Here is a 15,691-nt window from a genome sequence, read left to right on the forward strand (position 1 = left end):
TGTCATTACCTGATTGCTTATAAAAGCATTATTTAATATAAAACAAATAGCTATTATAAGCTGTAAAGTTTTACATTATTATCTTTTTGATTCCATCAATGGAATTTTGGTTTCAGTTTATTGTGTATTGCTACTTTTTGCAATTTTTTTCCAGCGACTAAGCCAACCATCGTGTTTTCTATCTTGAACTAACATTGACTGCATACGCGCATGAATCAATTTATAAAGACTAATTTTGTTTTCATCTTTAAAAGGAATACCAGTTAATAAGTAGAGTGCATCTCCGACATGTTCGACAGCCCAAATTGAAAATTTATTATTACTAATGGCATCAATAACTTCATCACTTAAACTCAAATGACGTTGATTGCTAGCTGGAATGATTACACCTTGTTGACCAGTTAAACCTTGATGCTGACAAACAGCAAAAAAGCCTTCGATTTTTTCATTTACGCCACCAATTGATTGAACATGACCAAATTGATCAACCGATCCTGTGACAGCTAATTGTTGATCGATAGGTTGATTAGAAAGTGCACTAATAAGAGCGCAAAGACCCGCAAGAGAGGCACTATCGCCATCAATCTCACTATATGATTGTTCAAACACCAAAGATGTAGAAAATGGTAGTTGATGATTAATTGCAAACTCCGACATAACAAATGCTTGCATAATCATCATTCCTTTCGAATGAATATTACCTGCAAGATCGGTTTTACGTTCGATATCAATCAATTCACCGTCACCAAAATGAACTAAACAGCTTAAACGTGTTGGTTCGCCGATGGCTTTAGGATAGCCCGGATACTCAATAACCGATAAGCCATTAATCTGCCCAACCACTTGCGACTTAGTATCAATCATGATTTGATTGGTAAAGAACTCATCATGGAATCGCTCGGTTAGATAATTTTCTCGCCATGTTTTTTGTTCTAAAGCTTTGCTGACTGCTAATGTATCAATATTCTCATTTTGTACAAAATAAGATGAATTTAGTAATAATGATTGAATCCACTCAATGCAGAGCGGTAGATAATACTGATCACCGGTATATCTTGTTGCATGTTTGTAAATTTTAGCAAAAGCTGTTTTTTCAATTTTTGGTAATGATAGTTTGCGACTAATAAATTGTAAGTAATTCATCCAATCATTGATTTGCCGAGATTCAGTTATTTTTAGTTCACTTTCAAATTCAGCATAAATAGATGATGAATAGAATTCAGGTTCAAATTCCTGTAATTCTGCTAATGATAATCTGTCACCAACTAAAATAATGCGCAAATCTAACGGCATAGTTGGAATGGATAATGGTAAAGGATGTGAATCATCAACTGAAAACCATTCAAAGGTTTGCGATACCACCATCTGCTTTAATTTGGTCCAAACAATAGGCTGAGTAAGTAGTGAACGTAAACCTAAAATTAAAACCCCACCATTTGCATGATGAACTAAACCAGCTTGTAATTTAATCGGGTTATTTTCAGGTTGCCTTACACAACCAAAAAGCTTTTCCATATCAACTATGATTGCTGATAAACAACTATCTTGAACAGCAAAATTATCTTGTTTACTTTTCGCTTGCATTAATGTGATTTTATTTTCACTAAAATAATAACTATAACCTAGCGTTGTAGTAGTTAAACTTGATTTAACCGATTGTTTAAGAAGATCAAAGAAAAGTTCGCTTTCAGAAGCTTTTAGTAGCATAAAACGTGAGCGATAATGTGTATTATTATTTTTACATAATAGTGACACGGCAGCGGCAACGCGAGGTTGCCATGATAGTACATTTGTTAATCCATCACTGAATAAATCTGTTTTAATATCGTTATTATTTAAAATGTAATCTATATCAGGTTGGACTTCTTGAGAGTTGAGTTGTTTGATTGCCAAAGTATTGTCTTTTCTATTAGCTATATTATTAAATTAAATTATAACAAGTATCGATTATAACGCCAACAAATAACCAATACCTTTGTGCTAACAAATAAAAAAATTACAGAAAGATTTTTAAAAATCAGTTAAACTGTAGGGTAAATTTAGTTTAGTTTTTCTTGATTACTACCACTAACAACAATTAAATATGCTCAAACTCAAAAATAATCATATCAAAGACGATCAAACCTCGCAGATAGTCAGTTGGGGGCATTGGTTTACCCTATTTAATATTTTTGTTGTTATTGTGCTTGGTAGTCAATATTTGTTAATTGCTGACTGGCCTCGAACTTTTATGGGGCGTTTTTATGCAATCATTAGTGCTATAGGACATTTTAGTTTTCTCACCTTTATAGCCTATTTAATTTTACTGTTTCCATTAAGCTTTTTTATTCACTCTTCACGTTGGCAACGAATCATTGCTACTGTCATCGCTACAATAGGAATTAGTTTACTTCTGATTGATATTGAAGTGTTTTCTCATTTTAGAATGCACCTTAATCTATCTATATGGCAATTATTTACTTCGGACAAAACATCTTTTTTAAACAGTGCTTTTATTCTTATCCCTTTTATTCTTTTAATTGAGATATTATTTGCCATTTGGAGTTGGAAAAAGTTACGTAGCTTAAGCAAACGGAAACGTTTTGTAAGGCCAGTAGTAATTGCTTTTATTCTATGTTTTGTCTCATCGCATTTAATTCATATCTGGGCTGATGCGAACTTCTATCGTCCAATTACCATGCAAAGATCAAGTTTACCGATTTCGTATCCACTCACTGCGCGTCATTTTCTTGAACGTTATGGATTTATTGAAGAGAATGGTTATCGTAATCGAGCAATTCAAGAAGGTAATCCATTTGCAATTGCTATTGAATATCCACTCGATAGAATTACTTTCGACGAAAAACCAAATAAACCTAATATTTTGATAATTGACATTAATGGTTGGAATAACCAACTATTAGCTAACAACATGCCTTGGCTTAAAGAGTTCGCTGGCCAAAATATACAGTTCACCAACCATTATGGTTCAAGTAATCAAGCCTACTTAAATAATTTCTCGTTATTTTATGGACTTGATCCTAATTACTATAATAGTATTCTTGCCGGTCATAAACCATCGGTATTATTTGAAACCGTAACTAAACAGCATTATAACGTTGGTCTATTTTCTGCTGATGGTTTTTCTGAACCGCTTTATCGCTATGCATTACTGTCTAATTTCACCACTCCGGATGGTAAAAAACAGTCCAATAAACAAACAACGGATAATTGGATAGCATGGCATGATGAACAAAATAAACTCGAAAACCATGCTCCGTTATTTTCTGTTATCCAATATTCGCTTTGGACAAAAAACAAAAAAATGCCAATATCTGAATTAGAGACAGAAGCAAAAAAACTTGATCAATATTTAGAGTCTTTAATTGCTTATTTAAGATTATCTAATGTTTATGAAAACACCATAATCATTATTACTGGTTCTAACGATTTAAAAATTGATGAAGCTAAAAAAGTTGCCTTACGAAATGGTGACGTCAGTTTTGATCGAGATACTTTGAAAGTGCCATTAATTATTTCATGGCCGAGTAAAGAAGCCGAAAAAGTTAATAATATAACTTCAGAAACAGATATTTTAAGAACATTAATGCAAGATGCATTCAACGTCACTACTCCTGCAAAACAGTATAGCCAAGGTCAGAATTTATTTGACCAACAAGGGCGTAAATGGATTCTAGCGGGAAATGAAAATCAGGTTGCGGCACTTTATGGAGATAAAACGGTTGTGATTGATACATATGGACGATCTAAAATTTATGATCTAAATGGTAAACAATTGAAAGACGAAAAAATTAGCTTACCAATCTTCTTACAAATTGTTACTGAAAATCGCCGTTTTATTGTTGTCGATAATTAAATAATAAATTAATAGGAGGTGATATTTATTTCACCTCTTTTCCCATTGCTTGTAAATCGGCATGATAAGAAGAACGGACAAAAGGCCCACAAGCAGCGTGGGTGAATCCCATTGCTAAAGCAGTCTGTTTTAATTCTTCAAATTCTTGAGGTGATACATAACGTTCAACTGGTAAATGATATTTACTTGGTTGCAAATATTGACCTAAAGTTAACATGGTTACACCATGACTACGTAAATCTTTCAAAACTTGAATAAGTTCTTCATTGGTTTCACCTAATCCCACCATTAATCCCGATTTTGTTGGAATTTCTGGATGCTGGTTTTTAAATACTTCAAGTAATTTTAATGACCCTTCATAACTTGCACCAGGGCGTATCTTTTTATATAAACGAGGAATATTTTCCAGATTGTGATTAAATACATCTGGTGGATTTTCACTTAAAACCGCAACGGCTTCATCAATGCAACCACGAAAATCGGGGGTTAAAGTTTCGACTTTAATATTTGGACTTAATAAACGAATCTCTTGGATACAAGAGGCAAAGTGACTAGCTCCGCCATCTTTCAAATCATCACGATCAACAGAGGTGATCACCACATAACGTAATTTCATCTCTTGAATGGTTTGTGCGAGTTTACTTGGCTCTTCTCGGTCGGGCGGTAAAGGGCGACCATGAGCCACATCACAGAAAGGACATCGACGCGTACAAATATCACCCAAGATCATAAAAGTAGCGGTACCATGATTAAAACACTCTGCCAAGTTAGGGCACGATGCTTCCTCACAAACCGAATGTAAACCATGTTTGCGCATAGTATTTTTGATATGGGTAATATTATCGTTATTAGCAGATAGTTTAATTCTCATCCAATCAGGTTTTTTTAATGGAGCGACTTCCTCAACCATAATGGTTGGGATGAGGCGTGTTTTATCAGCGTCACGATATTTTGAACTACGGATTTGATTTTCAGTATTTTGCATATTTAATATCTTAATTGTTTGGTAACTGATTAATAAAATTATCAGTTAATAACTGGTTAATCTCTTGACGATCTATCTCTGCAATATGATGCTTCATATGAGTCATTTTTAAACCTGCATAGCCACATGGATTAATATAATTAAACGGTGTCAGATCCATATCAATATTAAGCGCTAATCCATGAAGAGTGCAGCCATGCTGTATATGTAATCCAAGAGAACAGATTTTCTGTTGATTGATATAAACGCCAGGGGCATCTTGCTTTGAATAGGCGGTAATACCATAGTGCTTTAATGTTTGAATAACACTATTTTCTAGATAATTGACGACATCACGGATACCTATTTTACGCCTTTTTAAATCAAGTAAGATATACATAATTTGCTGTCCGGGACCATGATAAGTAATTTGTCCACCTCTATCAGTTTGCACAACGGGGATAGTCGTTTGGGTGAGAAGATGCTCAGGTTTACCAACCTTGCCTTGGGTAAAAATGGCTGGATGTTCAACTAGCCAAATTTCGTCTAACGTTTGTTTATCACGCTGCTGGGTAAAATCATGCATAGCTTGATAAGTTGACAAATAGGGCACCGTTCCCAACTGTTTAATAATTACGTTGTTATTTGGCATAGTTTGCGTTTAATCAATCTTCATTTATCAATAAATTAACAACTATATAGCAGATTTTACTATAACTTGACAACCGCTAAGTATTCAAGGTATAACTCACAGGGTAATATTCTTTCCAATCTCATGATTTAAATTGATTTATATCAAATAATTATCTATTTATCTAAATTAATGATTGAAATAGTTGATTGTTTTAATAGGAATTAACATTCTTTTCTAGACGGTGGTTTGCTTTACTTTTTAATGGAAAATGGCAGACTGATATCATTAAAGCATCCGTAATGCAAAAGTTGGAGCTTGTAATTTTAGTTATGGCGTCTGTTATAGCTAAGGATAGCAAAAACTGCATTTTTTAAAACAAAAAAGAGGTTTTTATATGTCGGACATGCAAATGAATGATATCGATCCAGTTGAAACAAAAGATTGGCTGGAAAGTTTAGATTCTATTATTCGTGAAGAAGGCGTCGAACGTGCCCAATATATTATTGAGCAAATTGTCAATAAAGCTAGAGATGGTGGCGTTCCTTTACTCTTCGGTTCTTCAACCAGTAATTATATAAACACTATCCCAGTTGAAGAACAGCCGGCTTATCCCGGTGATTGGGAAATTGAAAGACGCATCCGTTCTATTGTTCGTTGGAATGCTATTATGATGGTGCTACGCGCTTCTAAAAAAGATTTAGAGCTAGGCGGTCATATGGCATCATTCCAATCGGCAGCGACATTTTATGAAGTCTGTTTTAACCATTTTTTTCGCGCACGTAATGCAAAAGACGGCGGTGATTTAATCTACTTCCAAGGCCATATTTCACCGGGTATATACTCGCGTGCTTTTATTGAAGGGCGTTTAACTGAAGAGCAACTCGATAATTTCAGACAGGAAGTTCATGGAAAAGGCTTATCATCTTATCCTCATCCAAAATTAATGCCGGAGTTCTGGCAATTCCCAACCGTTTCAATGGGATTAGGTCCTATCAGCGCAATCTTCCAAGCTCGCTTTTTAAAATATTTAAACCATCGTGGTTTAAAAGATACCACCGAACAAACGGTTTATGCCTTCTTAGGTGATGGTGAAATGGATGAGCCAGAAGCAAAAGGAGCCATTACCGTTGCAACACGTGAAAAACTCGATAATTTAGTCTTTGTTATCAATTGTAATTTACAACGGCTTGATGGCCCTGTAACTGGTAATGGCAAAATAGTTAATGAACTTGAAGGGGTATTTGCCGGTGCTGGTTGGAACGTGATCAAAGTGCTATGGGGTGATCGCTGGGATAAATTATTGCAAAAAGATAAATCAGGTAAATTAATTCGTTTGATGAATGAAACTCTCGATGGCGATTATCAAACGTTTAAATCCAAAGATGGTGCTTATGTGCGTGAACATTTCTTTGGTAAATATCCGGAAACCGCTGAATTAGTCAAAGATATGTCTGATGACGAAATCTTTAGACTTAACCGTGGTGGTCAAGATCCAGAAAAAATGTTTGCCGCCTTTGCCAGAGCAAAACAGACCAAAGAGCGACCAACTGTGATTTTAGCTCACACCATTAAAGGGTATGGTATGGGTGAAGCCGCTGAAGCGAAAAACATTGCCCACCAAGTCAAAAAAATGAATATGGATGGTGTTCGTCATGTTCGTGACTTCTTTAATATTCCGGTGACTGATGAAGCACTTGAAAAATTACCTTACATCAAATTTGAAGAACATACTCCAGAATACAAATATATTCATGAACGTCGTCAAGCGTTACATGGTTATGTACCTTCAAGATTAACTCATTTTTCAGGAACGGTCTCAATTCCTCCTTTAACAGAGTTTGCTTCATTACTTGAAGCACAAACTAAAGAAATTTCAACCACTATTGCTTTTGTACGTGCGCTTAATATCATGTTAAAAGATAAAGATCTTGCGCCACGTCTAGTACCAATTCTAGCAGATGAAGCGCGTACTTTTGGTATGGAAGGTCTATTCCGCCAAATTGGTATTTATAATCCACATGGTCAACAGTATACCCCACAAGATAAAGAGCAGGTTGCTTACTATCGCGAAGACGAGAAAGGACAAATTCTGCAAGAAGGTATCAACGAGTGCGGTGCAACGGCATCATGGCTAGCGGCGGCGACATCCTATAGTAATAATGATTTCCCTATGATTCCTTTCTATATTTATTACTCGATGTTTGGTTTCCAACGTGTTGGTGATTTAATGTGGGCAGCAGGCGATCAACAAGCACGTGGTTTTATGATTGGTGGGACTTCAGGTCGGACAACATTAAACGGAGAAGGTTTACAACACCAAGATGGTCATAGCCATATCCAAGCATTAACCATTCCGAACTGTTTATCATACGATCCAGCCTATGCTTATGAAGTGGCAGTTATTATGCAAGATGGCTTACGTCGTATGTATGGTGAACAAGAAAATGTTTACTATTACATTACAACCCTTAATGAAAACTATGCCCAACCGGCAATGCCTGAAGGTGCACAAGAGGGGATTTGTCGTGGTATCTACAAACTCGATACTGTAGAAGGGCAACAAGGGAAACCAACTGTGCAATTATTAGGCTCGGGTTCAATGCTACGACATGTTCGTGAAGCCGCCGATATTTTGGCTAAAAACTATGGTGTCAGTTCAGACGTTTACAGTGTCACTTCATTTACACTATTGGCTCGTGATGGTCAAGATTGTGAGCGTTACAACATGTTACATCCAAGCGAACCAGCCAAAGTGCCTTATGTTGCTCAAATAATGAATAACAACCCTGCAGTTGTTTCAACTGATTATATGAAACTTTATGCCGAACAAATTCGTGGATTTGTACCAGCAGAAAGCTACCGGGTACTAGGTACCGATGGATTCGGTCGTAGTGATAGTCGGGAAAATTTACGTCATCATTTTGAAGTCGATGCATCTTATGTGGTGATTGCCGCATTAGGAGAACTAGCTAAACGTGGTGATATTCAAGCAAGTATTGTTGAAGACGCGATTAAAAAGTTCGAAATCAATGCAGATAAACTCAATCCACGTATTGCATAAGAGGTAAAAATAATGAGTATTGAAATAAAATTACCCGATATCGGAAGTGATGAAGTTGAAGTAACAGAGATTTTAGTTAAAGTTGGCGACAAAGTTGAAGCTGATCAATCGTTATTAACGGTTGAGGGCGATAAAGCGTCAATGGAAATTCCTGCTCCACAAGCAGGAATTGTAAAATCAATCATAGTTAAAATAGGTGATAAAGTTACCACTGGTGTAAGTATTATGGAATTTGATGACAGCGGAACAGAGGCTGCAGCAGATAAACAAGAAACGACCGCACCAGTTGCTGCACCATCAGCCCCAAGCGCAAGCCAAGTGGTTGATGTTAATGTACCTGATATTGGTGGTGATGAAGTTGAGGTCACTGAAATTTTAGTTAAAGTTGGTGATTCAGTTTCCGTTGATGATTCTCTTATAACTGTAGAAGGCGATAAAGCCTCAATGGAAGTGCCTGCTACTATTGCCGGTATTGTGAAAAGCATTTCAGTAAAAATTGGTGATAAAGTTAAAACTGGCTCAAAAATTATGGAATTTGAGACAGTAGCTAGCAGTGCACCAGTAAAAACTGATATCGCACCAGTGGCTGCAGAAAAACCAGCTACTGCAACTCCAGTTGCGAATACTAACAATAATTCTGCTGCGCCAGCCGCACCTGCAAATACCAATGAATTTGTAGAAAATGATGCTTATGCACATGCAACTCCTTCTGTTCGCCGTTTAGCTCGAGAGTTTGGTGTTAACCTAGCTAAGGTACAACCTACTGGCCCTAAACATCGTATTTTACGTGAAGATATTCAAGCTTACGTAAAAAATGCTGTCAAACAGGTTGAAAATAGTGGAACTGGTGGAGCATTACCAGGTTTATTACCTTGGCCGAAAGTCGATTTTAGTAAGTTTGGTGAAGTTGAATCCTTGCCTTTAACCAAGATCCAAAAAGTATCAGGTGCCAACTTACATCGTAACTGGGTGATGATTCCACATGTTACTGAGTTTGATGAAACTGATATCACTGAATTAGAAGCTTTCCGTAAACAACAAAATGCCGAAGCTGAAAAGAAAAAACTCGATCTGAAAATTACGCCACTAGTGTTTATTATGAAAGCAGTAGCCAGCGCTTTAACAGCTTATCCTCGTTTTAATAGTTCGTTGTCTGAAGATGCTCAAACTCTTATCATCAAAAAATACATTAATATCGGTGTAGCCGTTGATACTCCTAATGGTTTAGTTGTGCCGGTATTTAAAGATGTTAATAAAAAAGGTATTGTGGAACTCTCGAAAGAGCTTGCGGAAATCTCCAAGAAAGCGCGTGACGGTAAACTCACCGGTAGTGATATGCAAGGTGGTTGTTTCACCATTTCTAGCCTAGGTGGTATCGGAACGACTTCATTTACACCAATTGTAAATGCACCTGAAGTAGGTATTTTAGGTGTATCTCGTTCTAGTATGAAACCAGTTTGGAATGGTAAAGAATTTACTCCACGTCTAATGTTACCTTTATCATTATCATTCGATCACCGAGTAATTGACGGGGCTGATGGTGCACGCTTCTTAAGCCATATTGTTAATGTTTTATCCGACTTACGTCGATTAGTGATGTAGTGGGGGAAATTAATTATGAATCAAGAAGTTAAAACACAAGTTGTTGTCTTAGGAGCTGGTCCAGCGGGTTATTCCGCTGCCTTCCGAGCTGCTGACCTTGGATTAGATGTTACCTTAGTAGAACGTTATTCAACTTTAGGTGGTGTTTGTTTAAATGTTGGTTGTATACCATCTAAAGCATTACTCCATGTTGCCAAAGTAATGGATGAGGCAAAATCATTGACTGAACATGGTATTCATTTTGGTACGCCTAAACTTGAATTAGATAAAGTTCGTGGTTGGAAAGAAAAAGTTATAAACCAACTAACTAATGGGCTTGCCGGTATGGCTAAAATGCGTAAAGTCAATGTTATTCAAGGTGAAGCACAATTCACTGGCAGTCATACTATGGATGTTACTTCATCAAAAGGTATAACTAAAATTACTTTTGATAATGCTATCATTGCCGCGGGTTCAAGACCAATAACTTTACCATTTATTCCACATGAAGATCCTCGTATTTGGGATTCGACAGATGCATTAGCATTAACTACTATTCCTAAAAAACTACTTTTAATGGGTGGTGGTATTATCGGTTTAGAAATGGGGACGGTTTATCATGCATTAGGCTCAGAAGTAGATGTGGTTGAAATGCTTGATCAGGTTATTCCAGCTGCTGATAAAGATGTGGTAAAAGTCTTTACTAAACAAATTCAAAAGAAATTTACTTTGAGATTAGAAACTAAAGTAAGTACTGTTGAAGCTAAACATGATGCAATTTATGTCACCATGGAGAAAAAAGATGGAACCATTGAAACTCATACTTATGATGCGGTATTAGTTGCAATAGGCCGTACTCCAAATGGTAAACTAATCAACGCTGAAAAAGCAGGTGTAAATGTGACTGATCGTGGTTTTATCGAAGTCGATAAACAGATGAGAACGAATGTGCCTCATATTTATGCTATTGGCGATATTGTTGGTCAACCGATGCTTGCGCATAAAGGTGTTCATGAAGGTCATGTGGCAGCAGAAGTTATTGCTGGTAAAAAACATTATTTTGATCCAAAAACTATACCATCAATTGCTTATACTGAACCTGAAGTTGCTTGGGTTGGCTTAACTGAAAAAGAAGCTAAAGCAAAAGGTTTAGATTATGAGGTTGCTATATTCCCATGGGCTGCATCGGGTCGAGCGATTGCTTCTGATTGTTCAGAAGGGATGACTAAATTAATCTTTAATAAAGCTGATAATCGTCTTCTTGGAGGTGCTGTCGTAGGGGCAAATGGTGGTGAATTACTTGGTGAAATTACATTAGCAGTTGAAATGGGTTGTGATGCTGAAGATATTGCATTAACTATCCATGCTCACCCAACGTTACATGAATCAATAGGTTTAGCGTCTGAGATTTATGAAGGATCGGTAACTGATTTGCCAAATGCGAAAGCAGTTAAAAAATAGAAACTATTTATTTTATTGTTATCGTTGCAATAATGCCGTTAGTTTGCTAACGGCATTTTATTTTTTTAATCAAAATTTCTAAAAAATTGAAAATATTTATTAAAATTAATCTATTGGTTTATAGATTTGACAAGTTTTTAAATCTATAACATCATCAAATATGATATGTTCATTTTAGAGATAAACATTGAAGCCAAATTGAATACAAAAAAGTCTACGAAATTATCTGTACCAAAATCATTAATAATCTTCATGATACGATTTTTTTATTGGCTAATATTTCTAACTTTACCCGAAATAAGTGTATAACCGTAATAACTTTCAATTTCAATAATCATCTTGCTAAAGTGTCAAATTATTCTTTTAATTATTCATAAATATTATTGTTTATGATTGATTCAAAATTCACTTAATCTCAATAAAAACTTTGAGAAAATTTTTTTTTAAGATAATTTTTCAATTATTTTAAAAAATATGGTTACAAATAAACTTATCCCCATCCTATTGCTAAATAAAATGGGGAGTTTTTAACGTGTTATTAAAAAACAAATTTATTCATAATGTTAAAATACGCCAAGTACTACACCAACTGCTGCGATTGCAGTCAAAATTAAGATGACTTTGGTTGCAGACATTTGTTTTGCTGAGACTAACCACCATGCCAATAACACCATGGATAATGGAAGTATTTTTGGAAAGATGCCATCAAGTACACTTTGTAATGATCGCATGCTTTCTCCCATCGGAATTTCCAATACTGAATTAAGTACAATATTACCGGCAGCTAAACCACCAACCACCATAATACCAAGTATGTTAAATGCGTCGGTGATCCGTTTGACGTTATCACCAATAATATTATCAATTGCATTAACGCCTAATTTATAACCGTAATGGAAGCTAAGATAGGAAATTAAAGGACCTAAAATACCATAAGATAAAATATAGAAAATAGGGCCTATAGCATTACCTCCTGCTGCCATTCCCATAGCAATTGATAACAAAATTGGCACAATAATACCTTGAATTAATGAATCTCCAATTCCAGCTAAAGGGCCCATTAGTGTCGCTTTAATATTTACAGGTAGTTCTTCTGGAACATTTTTGCCTAAAGCGATCTCTTCTTCCATTGACGCAACAATACCGTTAATAATTTGACCGGTTTGTGGTTCAGTATTATAAAACATAGAATGTCTAACTAATAAACGGCGTTTTGCTTCAGGATCATTCTTATAATATTTTTCGGCAAAAGGGATATAGGAAAAAGCCCAAGCATGTGCTTGTAATTTTTCATAGCTCATTGATGATAAATGAGTAAAGCCCCAACGATACCAAATTTGGCGTAATTCTCGTTTTGTTAAACGTTGTTCCTCAATTAATTTATCCATTTTAGTTCTCCTTTTTAAAACAAATCATCATCTTCAAAAACATCTGAATTTGATGAATTTGTTTCTTTAATTGGTGTTGTTGCCGATTTATTGCTTGCAATAAAGTATAAGTAAGCAACTAAAGCGGAGATGAATACTAGTGCTATCATACTTAACCCTGCAAAAGCTAATAACACGAAACCAGCGAAGAAAAAGATCAGCTGAATTTTCGATTTAATCACGATATTCATAAGCATAGCGATACCTAATGCAGGGAGTACACCACCTAGCACTGAGATAATCTTGGTAATAACTTCAGGAACATTAGCTAATAACCATTCAACTAAACCAGAGCCAAAATAGATCGCTAAAAAGACTGGAACGGCACGTAATAAGAATGTTGTAACTTGAGGATAAAATAGATGATTTAGAACGATACCTCGGGTATTGTTAGTTTCAGCTGCATGTTGTGCTTTATTATTCCAGAACGAGTATAATGCCATTCGAGTATTGTAAAATATCAAACCGAAAGTCTGGCCCAATAAAACTGAAAGCGTTACCGCAACAGCAGGATCTTTAGTTGTGGCAAGTGCTAAACCAATTCCACCATAAGCTGCATAGGTTATTTCACTATTTGTTGCCCCTCCAGTTGATAAATTTGCAATAAAAACAGCTTGTACCGCTAAACCACACAATACACCAGCTTGTACATCACCAAAGGCTAAACCAACTAATAACCCAGCAACTAGCGGCCTACCAACTATATAAAAACCACCTGACATACCAAAAAGCCATGGTGATTCAATCGCGCCTAAGTAACAAAATATCCCTGTTAATAAAGCGGGAATAAAAAGAGTTGTTTCCATAATTTTTCCCTCTAAATATGAAAGTTATAAAGTGTCATATTTCTTTTTCATTACATTCCAATTTTTAGCTTCATCATCTGGCAATAATTGAAATTCAATTTTAATTCCTTGACTTTCAATGTAATCAAATGCTTTATAATCATTCTCATCAATGGCAACAGTTCGTCCTAATACTTTTGCTCCTGTTCGAGTATTCATACAGCCAATATTTAAAGTTGATGGCAATTTAGCACCCGCTTTTAACAATTTTTCAAATGTTTGTGGTGAATCACTAATTAAAAAAAAGTTTTTATTTGACTCTGTACCTTGTTTTATTTTCTCCACACCTTGTTCTACTGTGTAAATACCAATTTTTAATGTTCCTGCAGCCGCTTTTAATACCCGCTTGCGTAACTCATCTGAAGCGATATTGTCACCTACTACAAGGATGCCATCGACAGGTCTGACTTTTGTCCAACGCGTCATGATTTGACCATGAATAACACGATCATCGACTCTGGTTAATGTAATTGCCATACTTATTCACTCCTATCGTTTCACTAATTAAAAATCTAAATCTTCACTACTATTTTCGGTTATTGGTGCAATGGATATTGAGGCTTGACCTGCTTCCAGAATTGAATTAATAGCTTCATCTATATTTGGCTCATTAATTATTGTTGCAGCTTGAATTAACATTGATAAATTTAATCCAGCCATAAGATAAACTTTATTTGGATTGGCCAGCATATAACGGAAAGTTTCGTTATAAGGTGTACCCCCCATGATGTCACTTAAAACAATGACAATTTCATTTTTCATTGTTTGTTCATCTAACACGGTTGTTAATCTTGATGAAAAGTCGCTAATTCCCTTATCGTCAAGTTTGACAGAGATAAATTGAGATATATCACCCGCAATCATTTGATAACTTGATAATATCCCTTCGCATAATTCGCCGTGAGAAGTAACTACTATTTTCATTTGCAAGTCCCTCTTAAAATATTATTTAAATATATATTTACATATTTATTTTTTAAAAAAAATATATTAAGAGTTATTTTTAATGAAACGAGATGTTTATCACATATTCCATCTATTTTAATTGACGATAAATAAATTTTATTTAAAATATGTAATTACATATAAGATTGAGGTAAAAAATATGAAAAATTATTCATTACGAGATTTAAGTCGACTTATTGATCACACTAATTTAAAACCAGACGCAACAACGGCCATGATGAAAAAGCTATGTCAGGAAGCTATTGACTACCATTTTAAGATGGTTGCAATCAATCAAGTTCAGTCAAAATTGTGTGCTGACCTACTGAAAGATACTGATGTAGATATTGGTGCAGCGATAGCATTTCCATTAGGCCAAACAACGATAGAATCAAAATGCTTTGAAACGAAAAATGCAATTGAAATTGGGGCAACTGAAATTGATTACGTAATTAATATTTCTGAATTAAAGGCGGGAAATTTAAATTATATTGAACGGGAAATGTCAGAAATCGTTAAGATTTGTCGTCAATATAATGTTACATCAAAAGTCATTTTTGAAAATTGTTATTTAACCGATGAAGAAAAAATAGCACTTTGCCAAATTGCAGTTAAAGTTAAACCAGATTTTATAAAAACATCAACAGGATTTGGCCCTTCTGGGGCGACACTTGAAGATGTTAAATTAATGAAGCAACATGTAGGCGATGTTGTAAAAGTGAAAGCAGCTGGCGGTATTCGTAGTGCTGATACATTTAAAAAGATGATTGCAGCGGGGGCAGAACGAATCGGAACAAGCGCCGGTATTGCAATTATTGAAGAGATAAAAAAAGATTTACAAACAACACAAGAGCAAACAATCAAAATTTAAACTTTAATATTTTTGTTGATTAATATACCCACTCATTAGTGGGTAT

Annotated in this window: 12 protein-coding genes; 5 read left to right on the forward strand and 7 right to left on the reverse strand. The window is 35.3% G+C overall.

The annotated features are described in order from the left end of the window. Nucleotides 1-117: 117 nt before the first annotated feature. On the reverse strand, nucleotides 118-1,893 hold the full coding sequence (locus tag B6C99_RS08760; RefSeq protein ID WP_216819436.1) for a Lon protease family protein: 1,776 nt from the start codon (nucleotides 1,891-1,893) through the stop codon (nucleotides 118-120). Between the two features lie 190 nt (nucleotides 1,894-2,083). On the opposite strand from B6C99_RS08760, the gene B6C99_RS08765 reads away from it, so the two are divergent. After that, nucleotides 2,084-3,856 (forward strand): DUF3413 domain-containing protein, encoded by a 1,773-nt coding sequence (locus B6C99_RS08765; RefSeq protein ID WP_086359476.1) that lies wholly within the window; start codon nucleotides 2,084-2,086, stop codon nucleotides 3,854-3,856. A 25-nt stretch (nucleotides 3,857-3,881) separates the two neighbouring features. On the opposite strand, the gene lipA is transcribed toward B6C99_RS08765, so the two are convergent. Both lipA and lipB read right to left on the reverse strand, forming a co-directional pair. After that, on the reverse strand, nucleotides 3,882-4,841 hold the full coding sequence (gene lipA / locus B6C99_RS08770; protein ID WP_086359477.1) for a lipoyl synthase: 960 nt from the start codon (nucleotides 4,839-4,841) through the stop codon (nucleotides 3,882-3,884). Between the two features lie 10 nt (nucleotides 4,842-4,851). After that, entirely contained in the window at nucleotides 4,852-5,472 is a 621-nt protein-coding gene (gene lipB, locus B6C99_RS08775; protein WP_086359478.1) for a lipoyl(octanoyl) transferase LipB, read from the reverse strand. Between the two features lie 376 nt (nucleotides 5,473-5,848). Here lipB and aceE point away from each other — a divergent pair, with 376 nt between their 5' ends. From aceE to lpdA, 3 genes are read left to right on the forward strand one after another with little or no spacing between them, the layout of a single operon-like run. Next, entirely contained in the window at nucleotides 5,849-8,515 is a 2,667-nt protein-coding gene (aceE, locus tag B6C99_RS08780; protein WP_086359479.1) for a pyruvate dehydrogenase (acetyl-transferring), homodimeric type, read from the forward strand. A gap of 12 nt (nucleotides 8,516-8,527) precedes the next feature. Then, a complete protein-coding gene (gene aceF, locus B6C99_RS08785; RefSeq protein ID WP_086359480.1) occupies nucleotides 8,528-10,117 on the forward strand; it encodes a pyruvate dehydrogenase complex dihydrolipoyllysine-residue acetyltransferase in 1,590 nt (529 codons plus the stop codon). 15 nt (nucleotides 10,118-10,132) lie between these two features. Continuing rightward, nucleotides 10,133-11,557 (forward strand): dihydrolipoyl dehydrogenase, encoded by a 1,425-nt coding sequence (gene lpdA, locus B6C99_RS08790; protein ID WP_086359481.1) that lies wholly within the window; start codon nucleotides 10,133-10,135, stop codon nucleotides 11,555-11,557. Between the two features lie 563 nt (nucleotides 11,558-12,120). On the opposite strand, the gene B6C99_RS08795 is transcribed toward lpdA, so the two are convergent. Genes B6C99_RS08795 through B6C99_RS08810 form a run of 4 tightly spaced genes read right to left on the reverse strand, consistent with a single transcriptional unit; the run spans nucleotide 12,121 to nucleotide 14,753 of the window. Continuing rightward, nucleotides 12,121-12,945, reverse strand: a complete 825-nt coding sequence (locus B6C99_RS08795; RefSeq protein WP_086359482.1) for a PTS system mannose/fructose/sorbose family transporter subunit IID — start codon at nucleotides 12,943-12,945, stop codon at nucleotides 12,121-12,123. 14 nt (nucleotides 12,946-12,959) lie between these two features. Next, nucleotides 12,960-13,790 carry a PTS sugar transporter subunit IIC gene (locus B6C99_RS08800; protein WP_086359483.1) on the reverse strand — a complete coding sequence of 277 codons (831 nt, stop codon included), beginning with the start codon at nucleotides 13,788-13,790 and terminating at the stop codon, nucleotides 12,960-12,962. Between the two features lie 24 nt (nucleotides 13,791-13,814). After that, entirely contained in the window at nucleotides 13,815-14,306 is a 492-nt protein-coding gene (locus B6C99_RS08805; RefSeq protein ID WP_086359484.1) for a PTS sugar transporter subunit IIB, read from the reverse strand. Nucleotides 14,307-14,333: 27 nt separating this feature from the next. Next, entirely contained in the window at nucleotides 14,334-14,753 is a 420-nt protein-coding gene (locus B6C99_RS08810; protein WP_086359485.1) for a PTS sugar transporter subunit IIA, read from the reverse strand. A gap of 181 nt (nucleotides 14,754-14,934) precedes the next feature. Here B6C99_RS08810 and deoC point away from each other — a divergent pair, with 181 nt between their 5' ends. Further along, complete coding sequence (gene deoC / locus B6C99_RS08815; RefSeq protein WP_086359486.1) at nucleotides 14,935-15,645, forward strand: deoxyribose-phosphate aldolase; 711 nt, start codon at nucleotides 14,935-14,937, stop codon at nucleotides 15,643-15,645. Nucleotides 15,646-15,691: the final 46 nt, after the last annotated feature.

The sequence above is a fragment of the Gilliamella sp. N-G2 genome, from assembly GCF_002142215.1.
Lineage (GTDB): Bacteria > Pseudomonadota > Gammaproteobacteria > Enterobacterales > Orbaceae > Gilliamella.

Bases quoted from the DNA above. Each gene is read 5' to 3' on its own strand.
- deoC (WP_086359486.1), top strand. From the start codon at position 14,935: ATGAAAAATTATTCATTACGAGATTTAAGTCGACTTATTGATCACACT.
- B6C99_RS08795 (WP_086359482.1), bottom strand. From the start codon at position 12,945: ATGGATAAATTAATTGAGGAACAACGTTTAACAAAACGAGAATTACGC.
- lipA (WP_086359477.1), bottom strand. From the start codon at position 4,841: ATGCAAAATACTGAAAATCAAATCCGTAGTTCAAAATATCGTGACGCT.
- lipB (WP_086359478.1), bottom strand. From the start codon at position 5,472: ATGCCAAATAACAACGTAATTATTAAACAGTTGGGAACGGTGCCCTAT.
- B6C99_RS08810 (WP_086359485.1), bottom strand. From the start codon at position 14,753: ATGAAAATAGTAGTTACTTCTCACGGCGAATTATGCGAAGGGATATTA.
- lpdA (WP_086359481.1), top strand. From the start codon at position 10,133: ATGAATCAAGAAGTTAAAACACAAGTTGTTGTCTTAGGAGCTGGTCCA.
- aceE (WP_086359479.1), top strand. From the start codon at position 5,849: ATGTCGGACATGCAAATGAATGATATCGATCCAGTTGAAACAAAAGAT.
- aceF (WP_086359480.1), top strand. From the start codon at position 8,528: ATGAGTATTGAAATAAAATTACCCGATATCGGAAGTGATGAAGTTGAA.
- B6C99_RS08805 (WP_086359484.1), bottom strand. From the start codon at position 14,306: ATGGCAATTACATTAACCAGAGTCGATGATCGTGTTATTCATGGTCAA.
- B6C99_RS08765 (WP_086359476.1), top strand. From the start codon at position 2,084: ATGCTCAAACTCAAAAATAATCATATCAAAGACGATCAAACCTCGCAG.
- B6C99_RS08800 (WP_086359483.1), bottom strand. From the start codon at position 13,790: ATGGAAACAACTCTTTTTATTCCCGCTTTATTAACAGGGATATTTTGT.